This is a genomic window from Polyangium jinanense (assembly GCF_028435265.1).
Lineage (GTDB): Bacteria > Myxococcota_A > Polyangia > Polyangiales > Polyangiaceae > Polyangium > Polyangium jinanense.
Window position 1 is genome coordinate 364,988 of record NZ_JAGTJK010000001.1, and the last position, 13,084, is coordinate 378,071.

At 69.5% G+C, this 13,084-nt stretch carries 10 protein-coding genes; 7 read left to right on the forward strand and 3 right to left on the reverse strand.

Going from position 1 to position 13,084, the window contains the following annotated elements; translation table 11 throughout:
- The first annotated feature begins 31 nt into the window (after positions 1-31).
- Complete coding sequence (locus KEG38_RS01565; RefSeq protein ID WP_272417167.1) at positions 32-3,316, forward strand: hybrid sensor histidine kinase/response regulator; 3,285 nt, start codon at positions 32-34, stop codon at positions 3,314-3,316.
- Positions 3,317-3,435: 119 nt separating this feature from the next.
- Here the strand turns inward: KEG38_RS01565 and KEG38_RS01570 are convergent, their stop codons facing one another.
- Positions 3,436-3,687 carry a hypothetical protein gene (locus KEG38_RS01570; RefSeq protein ID WP_272417168.1) on the reverse strand — a complete coding sequence of 84 codons (252 nt, stop codon included), beginning with the start codon at positions 3,685-3,687 and terminating at the stop codon, positions 3,436-3,438.
- Between the two features lie 126 nt (positions 3,688-3,813).
- Between KEG38_RS01570 and KEG38_RS01575 the strand changes: the two genes are divergently transcribed.
- From KEG38_RS01575 to KEG38_RS01590, 4 genes are all read left to right on the forward strand, one after another.
- Positions 3,814-4,422, forward strand: a complete 609-nt coding sequence (locus tag KEG38_RS01575) for a 2-hydroxychromene-2-carboxylate isomerase (RefSeq protein WP_272417169.1) — start codon at positions 3,814-3,816, stop codon at positions 4,420-4,422.
- A 62-nt stretch (positions 4,423-4,484) separates the two neighbouring features.
- A complete protein-coding gene (locus KEG38_RS01580) occupies positions 4,485-4,832 on the forward strand; it encodes a hypothetical protein (RefSeq protein ID WP_272417170.1) in 348 nt (115 codons plus the stop codon).
- 101 nt (positions 4,833-4,933) lie between these two features.
- Entirely contained in the window at positions 4,934-6,052 is a 1,119-nt protein-coding gene (locus tag KEG38_RS01585; protein ID WP_272417171.1) for a D-alanine--D-alanine ligase family protein, read from the forward strand.
- A gap of 1 nt (position 6,053) precedes the next feature.
- On the forward strand, positions 6,054-7,088 hold the full coding sequence (locus tag KEG38_RS01590; RefSeq protein ID WP_272417172.1) for a zinc-binding dehydrogenase: 1,035 nt from the start codon (positions 6,054-6,056) through the stop codon (positions 7,086-7,088).
- On the opposite strand, the gene KEG38_RS01595 is transcribed toward KEG38_RS01590, so the two are convergent.
- Both KEG38_RS01595 and KEG38_RS01600 read right to left on the reverse strand, forming a co-directional pair.
- Positions 7,085-8,041 carry a GHMP family kinase ATP-binding protein gene (locus KEG38_RS01595; RefSeq protein WP_272417173.1) on the reverse strand — a complete coding sequence of 319 codons (957 nt, stop codon included), beginning with the start codon at positions 8,039-8,041 and terminating at the stop codon, positions 7,085-7,087. The two genes, KEG38_RS01590 and KEG38_RS01595, sit on opposite strands and share 4 nt — an antisense overlap.
- Before the next feature lie 216 nt (positions 8,042-8,257).
- Positions 8,258-8,659 (reverse strand): hypothetical protein, encoded by a 402-nt coding sequence (locus KEG38_RS01600; protein ID WP_272417174.1) that lies wholly within the window; start codon positions 8,657-8,659, stop codon positions 8,258-8,260.
- Between the two features lie 245 nt (positions 8,660-8,904).
- Here KEG38_RS01600 and KEG38_RS01605 point away from each other — a divergent pair, with 245 nt between their 5' ends.
- Positions 8,905-10,533, forward strand: a complete 1,629-nt coding sequence (locus tag KEG38_RS01605; protein WP_272417175.1) for a SulP family inorganic anion transporter — start codon at positions 8,905-8,907, stop codon at positions 10,531-10,533.
- Positions 10,534-10,802: 269 nt separating this feature from the next.
- Positions 10,803-13,058 carry an ATP-binding domain-containing protein gene (locus tag KEG38_RS01610; protein WP_272417176.1) on the forward strand — a complete coding sequence of 752 codons (2,256 nt, stop codon included), beginning with the start codon at positions 10,803-10,805 and terminating at the stop codon, positions 13,056-13,058.
- Positions 13,059-13,084: the final 26 nt, after the last annotated feature.

Genomic DNA, 13,084 nt, shown 5'->3' on the forward strand with positions numbered 1-13,084 from the left:
CTCACCGATCGCTAGGCTGAGTGATCGGGGCATGATGGCGGGGGATGCATCGAAGACGGAGCGCGTCCGCGAGCAGGCGCAGACCGGCGTGACGCACATCAACGACGCTCGGACGCGGCGCCGCGCCGCGTTCGTGGAGCGAGCGGCCGACGAGCTCTTGCGCGTGTCGACACTCGAAGAGGTGCTCACGCGGGTCGTATGGCTCGCGGTGCCGGACCTCGCGGATTACTGCACGCTCGACCTCCTGGAGCGCGGCGAGCTTCGCCGCGTCGCCGTCGCGCACGTGGACATGCGTGACGAGCAGCGGCTCTGGGACGTGTGTAGCCCGGACGGCGACGCCGAGGCCCACGAACGCGCCGCGCGTGCAGCCCTCGAAAGCGGCGAGCCGCAGACGCGTCGCGGATCCATGCGCATCACGCGGATCGCACCCGACGGCAAGGCGACGCCTGCGCGGTCGCGCGAGACGCGTGTGCTCAGCGAGATGATCTACCCCTTGCGCGTCGCGAACCGCACGCACGGCGTCCTGTCGGTCGGCGTGGGGCCGTTCCGCGAGGTGATGCCGCGCGAGGAGCGCGCGCTGATCGAGATGCTCGTTCGCCTTGGCGCTTCGGCCATCGACACGGCGCTCGCGCGCGCATCACGCGAGCGCGCTTTCGAGGCGGCCGAGCGTGGGCTCGTGCAGATGAAGCGCCTCTCCGAGGTCACGGCGGCGCTCTCGCGTGCGGTCTCGCCGAACGAGGTCGCGCGGCGTGTGGTCGAGGACGGCGCGCGTGTGCTCGGGGCTCGCGCGTGCGTGATCGCACGCCTCTCGCCTTGCGGCGCCGAGCTCGAGATCGTCCATGCCGCGGGTTTTCCCGAGGTGATCCCTGCGCACACCCCGCGCATCTCCATGGCCACCGAGGCGCCCGTCGCCGAGGCCGTGCGCATCAAGCAGCCGATCTGGCTCCGCTCGCGCGCCGATCTCGCGGCACGTTATCCAGGCCTTCCGCTCGGCGATCTCGTGCAGGGCAGCCACGCGTGGGCTGCGGTGCCGCTCTTCGTCGACGGCCAGGTCGTCGGCAGCCTCGCGCTCTCGTTCCAGGAGCCGCGCGCCTTCGACGACAACGAGCGCTGGCTCGTCCTCTCGCTCGCCCAGCATTGCGCCGACGCCCTCGATCGCGCCTCGCTCTCCGCCGGCGCTGCCGAGGAGGCGGTCCACCTCTCGCACGAGATCTTGAAGCAGATGCCCGAGGCGATCCTCGTGACCGACCTCCACGGCACGATCCTGCGCTGGATGGGCAAGGCCACGCAGATCTTCGGCTTCACCGAGACCGAGGCCGTCGGCCGCCCGGTCACGATCCTCGCGCACCCCGACACGGTCGAGCGCATCGGCCCGCGCATCCTGCGTGGCATCCGCGATCAGGGCGCGTTCCTCGGCGAGCTCGTTTGTGTTCGAAAGGATGGTACGACGGTCCCAATCGAGACCACGGCCAAGCCCGTCTTCGACAAGGAGGGCCGCGCGCGTTTCCTCGTCGGCGTTTGTCGCGACATCAGCGAGCGCAAGCGCGCCGAGGAGGAGAGGACGCGCCTCATCCGCGAGCAGATCGCGCGCGCCGAGGCCGAGGACGCGGCCCGGCGCTCCTCGTTCCTCGCCGAGGCGAGCGCGCTGCTCTCCGCCTCGCTCGACTACGAGGCCACGCTCGAAAAGATCGTCCGCCTCGTCGTGCCCACGATGGCGACGTACGCGATGCTCGACATCGCCTCCGAGGACGGCACCATCGTCACCGTCGCCGTGGCGCACGAGGATCCGGATCTCGAGCGCGACGTCCAGGATCTCCGCGGCGGCAGCGCGCCCGACGGCTGGAGCGATGGCCCCGTCACGCGCGCGCTCCGCACCCGCACCTCGGAGATCTTCACTGACCTTGGCGTCTCCTCGCTCGAACGCATCGTGGGTTCGCCCGATCAGGCCGCGCGACTTGCGAAGCTCCGGGCGCGCTCGGCCATCGTGATCCCCTTGACCGTGGGCGACACGGCTTCTGCCACGCTCTCGCTCTTCCGCGTCGGTGATCGGTACACGACGAAGGATCTTCCGTTCGCCGAGGAGCTCGCGCATCGCGCCGCGATGGCCCTGGAGAACGCGCGCCTCTACCAGAACGCGCAGGAGGCCACGCGCATGCGGGACGAGTTCCTCGGCACCGTCTCGCACGAGCTTCGCACGCCGCTCAACGCGGTCCTCGGCTGGACGCGCATGCTTCGCACCGCGTCGCTCAACGGCACCTCGCAGGAGCGCGCCCTCGCGACGATCGAGCGCAACGCCATGCTGCAGGCGCGGCTCGTCGAGGACCTACTCGACGCCTCGCGCATCGTCATGGGCAAGCTGCGCCTCGAGCTACGCACGCTCGACCTCGTCGGCCCGATCAACGCGGCCATCGAGGCGGTTCGTCCGGCGGCCACGGCGAAGTCGGTTTGCCTGGAAAACAACCTGGAGCGCGGCGCTTGCCTCGTCGAAGGGGATCCGAGCCGCGTGCAGCAGATCGTCTGGAACCTCCTGACGAACGCGATCAAGTTCACCCCGCACGGCGGCCGCGTCGAGCTCACGCTCGGCCGATCGGGCCAGCACGCGCGCATCACGGTCCGCGACACGGGCGAAGGGATAAGGCCGGAGTTCCTCCCGTACGTCTTCGATCGGTTCCGCCAGGGCGACAGCACCACGACGCGCAAGCACGGCGGTCTCGGACTCGGGCTCGCGATCGTGCGGCACCTCGTCGAGCTGCACGGCGGCGTGGTGCGCGCCGACAGCGCGGGCGAGGGCAAGGGCGCGATCTTCTCGGTGCTCCTGCCGCTCAGCCCGAACCCGGATTTGCTCGCGAGCCTCGACCGCTTCACGCCGCAGCCGGCAGGCCTCGAAGAGCTGCCTTCGCTCAAAGGCCTGCGTCTCTTGCTCGTCGACGACGAACAGGACAGCCGCGAGATGCTGGCCGCGATGCTCCAGCAGTGCGGCGCCGTCGTGCGGTGCGTGTCCTCGGCGGCTGCGGCCTTGTCCGCGCTCGACGAGTTCCGCCCCGACGTCCTCGTCTCCGACATCGGCATGCCCGGCGAGGACGGCTACGCGCTCATCCGGCAGATTCGTGCGCTGAAGCCTGCGCGCTGGGGCGCCTTGCCCGCCGTTGCGCTCACTGCATACGCGAGCGCCGAGGACCGCGTGCGTGTGCTCGCGGCGGGCTTTCAGATGCACGTCCCGAAGCCTGTGGATGCGGCCGAGCTTGCTGCGACGGTGGCCAGTTTGTCCCCGCGCACGACGTCGCGCGAGTCTGCGCCGCCGTCCGTGGCGACGTGAGGGACGAGCCTCCGCGCGGGCGGGCGTAGATGGGCCCGCGCGGAGGCGCTTCTCGTGACGATGCGAGGGGATGTTGGGGGGATGGGGGAGAGGGGAGAGCGCCGCGAAGGCGCCGCGGCTCAGAGCGCCTCGACCGACTTGAGCAGCTCGTTCACGAACTGCACGCGCGGGCGGATCAGCCTGTCGCGCGTCCCCTTCTGCCGGACCTTGATCATGCCGGTCTGGACGCCGAGGTCACCTCCGAGAAGGTCGTCGTCCTCGAACGTGTAGCCGTAGTTGTCGTTCTTCTCCTTCTTGGGCTCTGCGTACGCCGCGCTCGTGAAGAGGGTCGTGCCGAGGGTCGCAAGCAGGATCATCGTCGTCTTTCGCATCGTCGTTCCTCCGTTCGCTCCTTCCGACACGGCCCCCTCGCCGGGCTTTGGGCCCCGATCGCGGACGGAAGAATTTTCGGTTGAGCTCCGGGGGAACCTCGGTCGAATCTCGTGTTCCGAACCTCCATGAAGCGCGTCGAGTTCTTCTTCGATTTCTCGAGCCCCTTCGCCTATCTCGCCTCCACGCAAATCGAGGACCTCGCGGCGCGGAAGGGAGCCTCGCTCGTGTATCGGCCCTTCCTGCTCGGCGCTCTCTTCAAGGCGATCGGCACTCCCAACGTCCCGCTCTTCGCCATGCCCGAACCCAAGCAAAGGCTCGTGCGGGCGGACCTTCATCGCTGGGCGGATCACTGGGGCGTTCCGTTCCGCTTCGCCTCGCGCTTCCCCATGAACACGGTCAAGCCGCTGCGGATGGTGCTCGCAGCGCCGGAGGATCGTGTCTCCGCGCTCGTCGCCGCCGTGTACCGCGCTTACTGGGTAGAGGATCGCGACATCTCCGCGGACGAGGTCCTCGCCGACATCGCGACCTCCGTGGGGCTCGATGGCGCCGCGCTCGTGGCTGCGACGGTGGACGAGCGGATGAAGCAGCGCCTCAAGGACGTTACCGAACAGGCCGAGCGGATCGGGGTCTGCGGCGCGCCGAGCTTCCTCGTCGACGACCTCTTGTTCTGGGGTCAGGACCGCCTGCTCTTCGTGGAGAAGGCGCTCGATGGTTGGCGTCCCAAGGAATCGTGAAGGCCGCGGCCGCCCGGTGAAAAGTAGAGCTTCGATCGAGGGGATCTTGTAGGATGGTGTTCATGCGTGCGCGGCTTTTGTCTTCGCTCCTGACCCTGGTCGCCGCTTCGGCGGGCCTCGTGGCCACGTCGAGCGTCGCCCACGCAGACACGCCGGATACGAAAGAGGCGCCTGAGGCCGGCGAGCCACGCGAGATCGGCGTAGGGATGTATCTCGTCGCTACCGAAGACGTGACCCTGCGCGACGCCGCGCTCAGCAAAGGCGCGCGTATCCACGTCACGCGCGTCGGTCTGCAGAAGGGTCGCGTGGCCACGGTGGACGTCGAGCTCGCGGATGGGCACGTCTTGAAGCGCGTCGCGGTCGACGCGATCCGCAAGGCGTTCACCGTCGCCGACGAGTCCAAGGAGTAGCCGAGCGAGGGCGGCGGGACGAGCGCTCGATCCTGCGTGGATCGGGGCTCCTCGGCCGGATGTTTCACCGGGCCCGAGCACCCTGCTAGGGTGCGGCCTTCATGAGCGCCCCGCGCAAGCTCCGTGTCGCCGTGCTCTTCGGCGGTCGCTCTGCCGAGCACGAGATCTCCCTCCTTTCGGCCCGCAACGTCGTCGAGGCCCTCGATCGGGATCGCTTCGAGCCCGTCCTCATCGGCATCGACAAGGCGGGCCGGTGGCTCTTGCAGGAGGAGGCGCTCCTCCTCGGCGCGTCGCGTGATCCGCGACTCGCGCGCCTCAATCAGTCTGCGCCGGACGTCGCGCTCCTCGCGCATCCGAGCCCGGCCGGCGAGGCGGCGCTCACGATCGGCGGATCCTCGCAGGCGATCGACGTGGTCTTCCCCGTGCTGCACGGGCCCATGGGCGAGGACGGCTCGGTACAGGGCCTGCTCGAGCTCGCGGGCGTGCCGTACGTCGGCTCGGGCGTGCTCGGCTCGGCCGTGGGCATGGACAAGGACGTGATGAAGCGCCTTCTCGCGCAGGATGAGCTGCCCCTCGTCCCCTACGAGACCGTGCGTCGCCTCGCGTGGGAGCGTGATCCGAGCGAGGTTCTCGCGCGTTGCGAGAGGCTCGTGCTCCCGCTCTTCGTCAAACCCGCGAACCTCGGCTCGTCGGTCGGCGTGACGAAGGTGAAAACGTACGAGGCGCTCGCCGACGCGATCAGCCTCGCGTTCGAGTACGACACCAAGATCGTCGTCGAGCAGGGCGTCGAGGGCGCGCGCGAGATCGAGTGTGCGGTCCTCGGCGACGAGGAGCCCATCGTGAGCATCCCGGGCGAGATCGTGGTCGATCACCCGGACGGGTTTTACTCGTACGCCGCCAAGTACATCGACGAGCGCGGCGCCACCACGCGCGTTCCGGCCGACCTCACCGATGCCGAGACGCGCGCCGTACAGCTCCTCGCGCTGCGTACCTTCCGCGTCCTCGAAGCCTCCGGCCTCGCGCGGATCGACCTCTTCATGTCGAAGAGCGGCGAGGTCTACGTGAACGAAATCAACACGCTGCCCGGCTTCACCTCGATCTCGATGTATCCGAAGCTCTGGGAGGCGAGCGGCATCCCGCCGCGTGAGCTCGTCGCGCGCCTCATCGACCTCGCGCTCGCGCGGTCCGAGCGCCGTCGCAAGCTGCGGACCTCGACCTGAAATGCGCGCCGTCGTCCTTCGTGAGACCGGCGGACCGGACAAACTCGTCCCGTCGCCGAACACGCCCGACCCCGTCCCCGCGGCCGACGAGGTCCTCGTCCGCGTCCGCGCCTCGGCTGTCTGCGGCCGTGATCTCATCGATCGGCGTGGTGGCTTCCCGCTGATGAAGCTGCCCACGATCCTCGGCCACGAGTTCGCCGGCGAGGTCGAATCCGTGGGTGAGGAGGCTGCGCGCGCCGGGGTTGCCCCGGGCGATCGTGTGGCCAACCTGCATCGGCCGAGCTGCGGCGAATGCCCGCGTTGCGTGGGCGGCGAGGAGCTTCTCTGCGAGCGCGCCTATCAGAGCTTCGGCCACACCGTCGACGGCGGTTACGCCGAGCTCGTCGTCGCGCACCACCGCGCCCTCGTAAAGGTCCCCGCGTCCGTCCCGTTCGAGGACGCCTCGACGCTCATGTGCACCGCGGGTGTCGCCTACCAGGCGCTTGCTGCCCGCGCGCGGCTCGCCGCGGGCGAGACCGTGGTCATCACGGGCGCGAGCGGCGGCGTCGGCACCGCGGCGATCCAGGTTGCGCGGCACCTCGGCGCCCGCGTCGTCGCCGTGACCGGCAGCCCCTCGAAGGCCGCCGCCCTCGCCGATCTCGGCGCGCACGAGGTCGTCGTGAGCCCCGACGGCAAGTTCGAAGACGACGTCAAAGCGCGCCTCGGCGGCCCCGTCGATGTCGCGCTCGAGCTGACCGGCAGCGCCACCTTCAGCTCCGCGTTGAAGTCGCTCCGCCGCGGCGGACGCATGGTCGTCGTCGGCAACATCGATCAGGCCAAAGTCTCGATCAAGCTTGGCGCTTTGATCCTTTGGAGTCATACGATCGCTGGGTCGGCCTCCTGCACGCGGCAGGACCTCGAACACGTGCTCGGCCTCGCGGCCTCGGGCGCGCTGCGCGTCGTGATCGATCGCAAGCTCCCGCTCCGCTACGCCGCCGAAGCGCACTCACTGCTCGAAGCGCGCGCCGTCTTCGGCCGCGTCGTGCTGATCCCCTAGGCAGGCTCGATCCGCACGCCAGGCGCGGAGAGCGCAGGCCTTCGCACGGTGGCAGGGCCGAGCGCGCGCAAAATCTCCGCGTGACGCGCCTCGGGCGCCCACACGAGCACGTGCCCGCCTCCGCCCGCGCCACACGCGCGGATCACCTCCACGCCGAGCCCCGCGAGCTTGTCACCAAGCTCCGTCGCGAGCGCGCTCGCCTCCGGCGCGCGCCGCACCTTGGCCATCGCGGTCCTTCGCATCCCCGCGAGCGCACGCGCGAGGGATCCCTCGCGCAGCGCCGCGGCCACCTCCGTCGCGGACTCCACGAGCTCCGCCACGTTCGCGAGCGCCGCCGCCGCGTCGACCTGCTCGAGCACCGCGCCCGACACGCGTCGCACGTGCGTGTCGACCAGCAAAAGCCCTGCTTCGAGCTCCGCCGCGAGCGCTTGTTCCGGCGTGATCCGCTCGATCCGCGTGCACCCCGCCTCGCCGAATGCGAGGTCGAGCAGACCGCCGCACGCGGCGAAGATCGCGTCCTGCGCGCCGCACACGATCGACAGCCCTTCGCGCTCCATCGTCGTCGCCTCGCGTGCGAGCTCCTCCTCGGCCGTCACCTCACCCACGCTCCACCGCAATGCCGACAGCGTGGCCACTGCCGTCGACGCGCTCCCCCCGAGCCCTGCGCCCGGCGCGACGTCGGTGTCGATCCGGAGTTTTACGCCGTCCGTCACGCCCGTGTGCGCGAGCGCGGCTTCGAGCAGTCGGAACGCGAGCTCGCTCGACGGCGGCTCGTGGCTTCGCCGCGTGGTCGTCTCGTCCGCCACGGGCACCTCGAGCCGCACCCAGCCTCGATCGAACGGCTCCACGAGCGCACGCACGCGCAGGCCGATCGCGCTGCCCACGACACGCCCGGGAAGGCCCTCGATGAAGGGCGGCAGGTCGGTGCCGCCTCCGGCGAACGACACGCGCATCGGTGCGCTCGCGACGGCGCGCCTTTGCGGGCTACGTGCGGAGCGGGCTTCGGGCATGGAGACGGCGCAGGTGCTCATGGGGTGCGCGCGGAGGTGCCGCCCCTCGGCGTATCACGCCGGCACGGACGTCCGCGGCGCGCGGTGCAGCACGGACCGCGCCAGGGGGCTAGGGGAACGCGTGCGCACCGGGGTGACACGGCGAGCCCTCGCGCCCGGCTAGTTCAAGACCAGCGGCGTGGACGGCTCGGCCGCCTTCGCGCGCTCTTTGGCCTCGTCGAGGATCCGATCGATCAACCGGAGCCCTGCGAGGAGCACCTTGCCTTCCTCCTGTTCGCCGCCGTCCTGGGCAGCGGACGCGAAGGTCCGCAGCGACAGCGCGTCCTTGCGAATCGCCGTGAGATCCACGGCGCGCGCGGCCGACGCGATCTGATCGGCCAGATCGATCACCGTGTTTGCGTCTCCGAGCTCGAACCCGGTCTTCGCGGCGCGACTGAGCACGCCGGTGAGCTCCACGCGATACGTCGCGAGCACCAGGTGGAAGAGCGCATCCCGTTGCCGGAAGGAGCGCAAAATCAGGTCGTGGAGGGGAAGCGCGTCATTCGAAAAGGAGCGTTCCATGCATGAAAACCCATAAGCCCAGTGCGCCTCGGTCTCAAGACCGCCGTGGACCCCGGGCAGACTGCGTACTTTGGAACACGGAACCGCCTGCGATTCGCTCTTGCGCCGCGTTTGTGCGATCCTTCGAGTTCGGATGAATTTGCGCGCGTCGGACCTCGGCGTTTGCCGGGGTTTGCCGCGCACGCTACTCCCCTACCGGTCCTTCGGCGGTGGGGAAAACAAGCCGGATACGGAGCAAGGAAGCGATGGCCAACGCGAAGACGAGCGGCGCCGGTGTGACTCGGCCGAACCTCAGCCCGCTCGCGAACCTCAAATACGACTTGCCCGCGGGCCTCGTCGTGTTCCTCGTGGCGCTGCCGCTGTGCCTCGGCGTCGCGCTCGCGTCGAATGCCCCGCTTTTTGCGGGTCTCACGGCGGGTGTGATCGGCGGGCTCTTGATCCCGCTCATGAGCCGCTCGTCGCTCAGCGTGTGCGGGCCGGCCGCGGGCCTCACGGCCATCGTCCTCGCGGGCATCGACAAGCTTGGCACCTTCGAGAACTTCCTCGTCGCCGTCGTCCTCGGCGGTGTCCTGCAAGTGATCCTCGGCGTCGCGCGCCTCGGCACGGCCGTCTACCTCATCCCTTCGTCCGTCATCAAAGGGATGCTCGCCGCGATTGGCCTCATCCTGATCCTCAAGCAGTTCCCGCACGCCGTCGGGTACGACCTCGATCAGGAGGGCTCCGAGCAGTTCGTGGTCTCCGAGGAGGAGAACACGTTCACCATGATCCTCCACGCCTTCGGCCGTCTCGAGCGTGGCGCGCTCGTCATCAGCGCGGTCTCCATGGGCATCCTCGTCCTCTGGGAGAAGACCGAGCGGCTGCGCAAGCTCTCGTGGCTCCCGGGCGCGCTCGTCGTCGTCCTCGTCGGCACCGGGCTCAACCTCCTCTTCCGCAAGGCGAGCTTGCCCATCGCGCTCGAGCAGACGCACCTCGTCACGTTGCCCGCCTACGACGGCGTGGGCGGCGCGCTCGGGCAGCTCCGCACGCCGACCTTCGCCGCGCTCTCGAACCCGCAGGTCTACATCGTCGCGCTCACGATCGGCATCGTCGCGAGCCTCGAGACGCTGCTCAGCATCGAGGCCGTGGACAAACTCGATCCGTGGAAGCGCAACACCCCGCTCGACCGCGAGCTCGTCGCGCAGGGCATCGGCAACGCGGCGAGCGGCCTGCTCGGTGGTTTGCCCGTGACGAGCGTGATCGTCCGCTCCAGCGCGAACATCAACGCCGGCGGACGGACGCGGGCCGCGACGGCCTTCCACGGCCTCTTCCTGCTGCTCGCCGTCCTCTTCATCGGCCGGTTCCTCAACATGATCCCGCTCGCGTGCCTCGCGTCGATCCTGCTGATGACCGGCTACAAGCTGGCCAAGCCCGAGCTCTTCAAGAAGATGTACAAGCTCGGCTGGGATCAGTTCATCCCGTTCGTCTTCACCATCTCCGCCATCCTCCTCACCGACCTTCTGCGCGGCATCCTCGCGGGCATCGTCGTCGGCGTCGGCTTCGTCCTGCGCAGCCACATGCGCGCGGCGTTCACGATCGCGAAGGAGGGCAAGAAGCGCGTGATCACCTTCAAGAAGGACGTCTCCTTCCTCAACAAGGCGACGTTCATCGGCGTCCTCAAGCGCATCCCCGACGGCTCGTCGGTCATCATCGACGGCACCCGCGCCGAGTTCATCGATCAGGACATCCTCGAGGTGATCGAGGACTTCCAGATCTCCGCGGCGATGCGCGGCATCCACGTCGAGGTGCGCGACGTCCGCACGAAAGAGAACGCGCGCAGGCCGACGATGTCCTCGGTCTCCGAGTCGAGCCCGGCGCCCGCCGAAGCGCGCACCTGACGCGTCCCGCCCCATCCCTCTCGCCCCACGGTCACCTCCTGCCCGGACGGCCGAACCGGTCCGTCCGAGCGTGAGGCTCTCCCTCGACAAACCCTTGCGCGGCCCGGGAGGATGGGTCAAAACGCGCGGTCGCCTCGCGGCCGAAGCCCTTTTTCCGGAACATCCGCGAGCTCTGCCGTCCGTCCACCGGTCTTCCGGACAGCGGATGGAAATGGAAATCGAGGGGCCCTGTCCCTCCCAACCCCGCTCCGCGCGCTACGTAATCCACCGTGACCGCCAAGCAGACGACCGCGCAGCCGCTTCGTCCCGAGTCGAGCTCGGGCAACCCCCAAAGCACGCCGCAGACGAACGGCGCGGACGAGCTCACGATCGTTCGCGAAGAGCAAGCGCTGCTCGATCGCGTCCGTGAGCACCTCGCGACGGTGAAGCCCTCGCGCCCGCCGCCCACGGAGGACTACGAGTCGCAGATGATCTCGCTGCGCGATCAGATCGCGGCGAGCCGCCTCGAAGACGTCCCTGCGCTCGTGCAGCAGATGGAGCGCATCGCGGGCGTCGCCGCGCGTCGCGCCGAGGTCGTCACCGAGCCCGTCGACCCGCGCTCGCCCTACTTCGGTCACCTCCGTCTCCGCGAGCGCGGCAAACAGGACCGCGACGTCCTCATCGGCCGCACCACGCACGTCGACGCCAAGGCCGGCGTACGCATCGTCGACTGGCGCCATGCGCCCGTGAGCCAGCTTTATTACCGCTACGAGGAAGGCGCCGAGTACGAGGAGACCTTCGGCGACCGCGAGGTCGAGGGCAAGGTCCTCGCCCGGCGCACCGTCACCATCGAGGACGGCGAGCTCTATCGCATCGCCGCGCCGCAGGGCGTCTTCGTGCGGGTCGAGAACGGCTATCGCCGGCTCGACAGCCGCGCCGTCGTGCTCGCGGGCGGGCAGGGCAAAGCCGTTCGCCCCGAGGACATGCGCGGCGCGCTCGGCACCGGCGCGAGCTTCGCGGCGAAGGAGGATCGGCACCTGCCCGAGATCGCCGCGCTCCTCGACCCGCGCCAGTTCGAGCTCATCTCGCGGCCCGATTCCGGCATCGTGGTCATCCAGGGCGGAGCGGGCAGCGGCAAGACCACCATCGGCGTCCACCGCATGGCCTTCCTCGCGTTCAACAACCGCGCTCGCTTCTCCGGCGACAAGATGCTCGTCATCGTCGGGAGCCCCGCGCTAAGGGCGTACATCAGCGAGGTCTTGCCTGCGCTCGGCATCGGCCAGGTCCAGGTCGAGACCTTCGCCGAGTGGGCCCGCGCCGTGCGCTTGCGCGCCTACCCGTGGCTCGACGTCCCGGTCGAGGAGAACACCCCGAGCGCGGTCACGCGGTACAAGACGCACCCGGCGCTCCTGCGCCTGCTCGAAGAGCGCGCGAGGGCGTACGCCGAGGATCCCACGACCCGCAAGGACTCGCGCGGCATCCTCTGGTTCTGGGCCGATCTGCTCACGGACAAGGACAGCATCGAGAAGGCGTTCGCCTCTGCAAACGATCCCGAGTTCAGCCTCGACAAGGTTCGCCAGGCGTGGCGCTGGTGCGCCGAGCGTTGCCCCGCGGTCCTCGATCGTGATCCCGGCGATCGCGCCGAGCGCAAAGCGGCGCTCGCGGACGAGCCCGTGGACGAGGATCCCGAAGAGGAGCGCCTCGGCGCCGACGACAAGCCCATCGAGGAGGACGAGCGCGCGCTGCTCGATCCCGAGGACGACGCGCTCCTGCTCCGCGCCTACCAGGTCATCAAGGGCGACCTCAAGAAGGGCAAACAGCCCTACGTCGTCGAGCACCTCTTCGTCGACGAAGCGCAGGACCTCGCGCCCGTGGATCTCGCGGTCCTGCTCGGCGTCGTCTCCAAGCAGAAGTCCGTGACGCTCGCGGGCGACACCGCGCAGCGCCTCTTCATGGACTCGGGCTTCCGCGACTGGAGCCGCGTCCTCGAAGACCTCGGTCTCTCCTCGGTCAACATCGAGCCTCTGCGCATCGCGTATCGCTCGACGCGTGAAGTCCTCGCGGTCGCGCGTGACATCCTCGGCCCGCTCGCCGATCCCACGCCGCCCGTCGCGCCGCGCACGGGCGCGCCCGTCGAGCACCACCATTTCCCGAGCCAGGGCGCGGCCGTCGCGTTCCTCGCGGACTCGATCCGCCCGCTCTTCACGCGCGAGCCGCGCGCCACGCTGGCGATCCTCGCGCGCCACCCCGAGCAGGCGGACGCGTACTACGAGGCGCTGAAAATGGCGGAGATTCCGAGCCTCCGCCGCGTGCGCGCGTTCGACTTCCTCTTCCGGCCGGGCGTGGACGTCACCGAGATCCGGCAGGTGAAGGGCCTCGAGTACGACTACGTCGTGCTGGTCGACGTGAACGCATCGACCTACCCGGCGGACGACGAGTCGCGGCACCTCCTGCACATCGGGGCGACGCGCGCGGCGCATCAGCTCTGGGTGATCTCGACGTCCAAGCCGAGTGCGCTCGTGCCGGCGTGGCTGCTCAATGCCTGACGGAGACCTGGGAAAAACGGCCTTCC

Excerpts from the sequence above, each read along its gene's own strand:
- KEG38_RS01565 (WP_272417167.1), top strand. The coding sequence starts at position 32 with ATGATGGCGGGGGATGCATCGAAGACGGAGCGCGTCCGCGAGCAGGCG.
- KEG38_RS01570 (WP_272417168.1), bottom strand. The coding sequence starts at position 3,687 with ATGCGAAAGACGACGATGATCCTGCTTGCGACCCTCGGCACGACCCTC.
- KEG38_RS01575 (WP_272417169.1), top strand. The coding sequence starts at position 3,814 with ATGAAGCGCGTCGAGTTCTTCTTCGATTTCTCGAGCCCCTTCGCCTAT.
- KEG38_RS01580 (WP_272417170.1), top strand. The coding sequence starts at position 4,485 with ATGCGTGCGCGGCTTTTGTCTTCGCTCCTGACCCTGGTCGCCGCTTCG.
- KEG38_RS01585 (WP_272417171.1), top strand. The coding sequence starts at position 4,934 with ATGAGCGCCCCGCGCAAGCTCCGTGTCGCCGTGCTCTTCGGCGGTCGC.
- KEG38_RS01590 (WP_272417172.1), top strand. The coding sequence starts at position 6,054 with ATGCGCGCCGTCGTCCTTCGTGAGACCGGCGGACCGGACAAACTCGTC.
- KEG38_RS01595 (WP_272417173.1), bottom strand. The coding sequence starts at position 8,041 with ATGCGCGTGTCGTTCGCCGGAGGCGGCACCGACCTGCCGCCCTTCATC.
- KEG38_RS01600 (WP_272417174.1), bottom strand. The coding sequence starts at position 8,659 with ATGGAACGCTCCTTTTCGAATGACGCGCTTCCCCTCCACGACCTGATT.
- KEG38_RS01605 (WP_272417175.1), top strand. The coding sequence starts at position 8,905 with ATGGCCAACGCGAAGACGAGCGGCGCCGGTGTGACTCGGCCGAACCTC.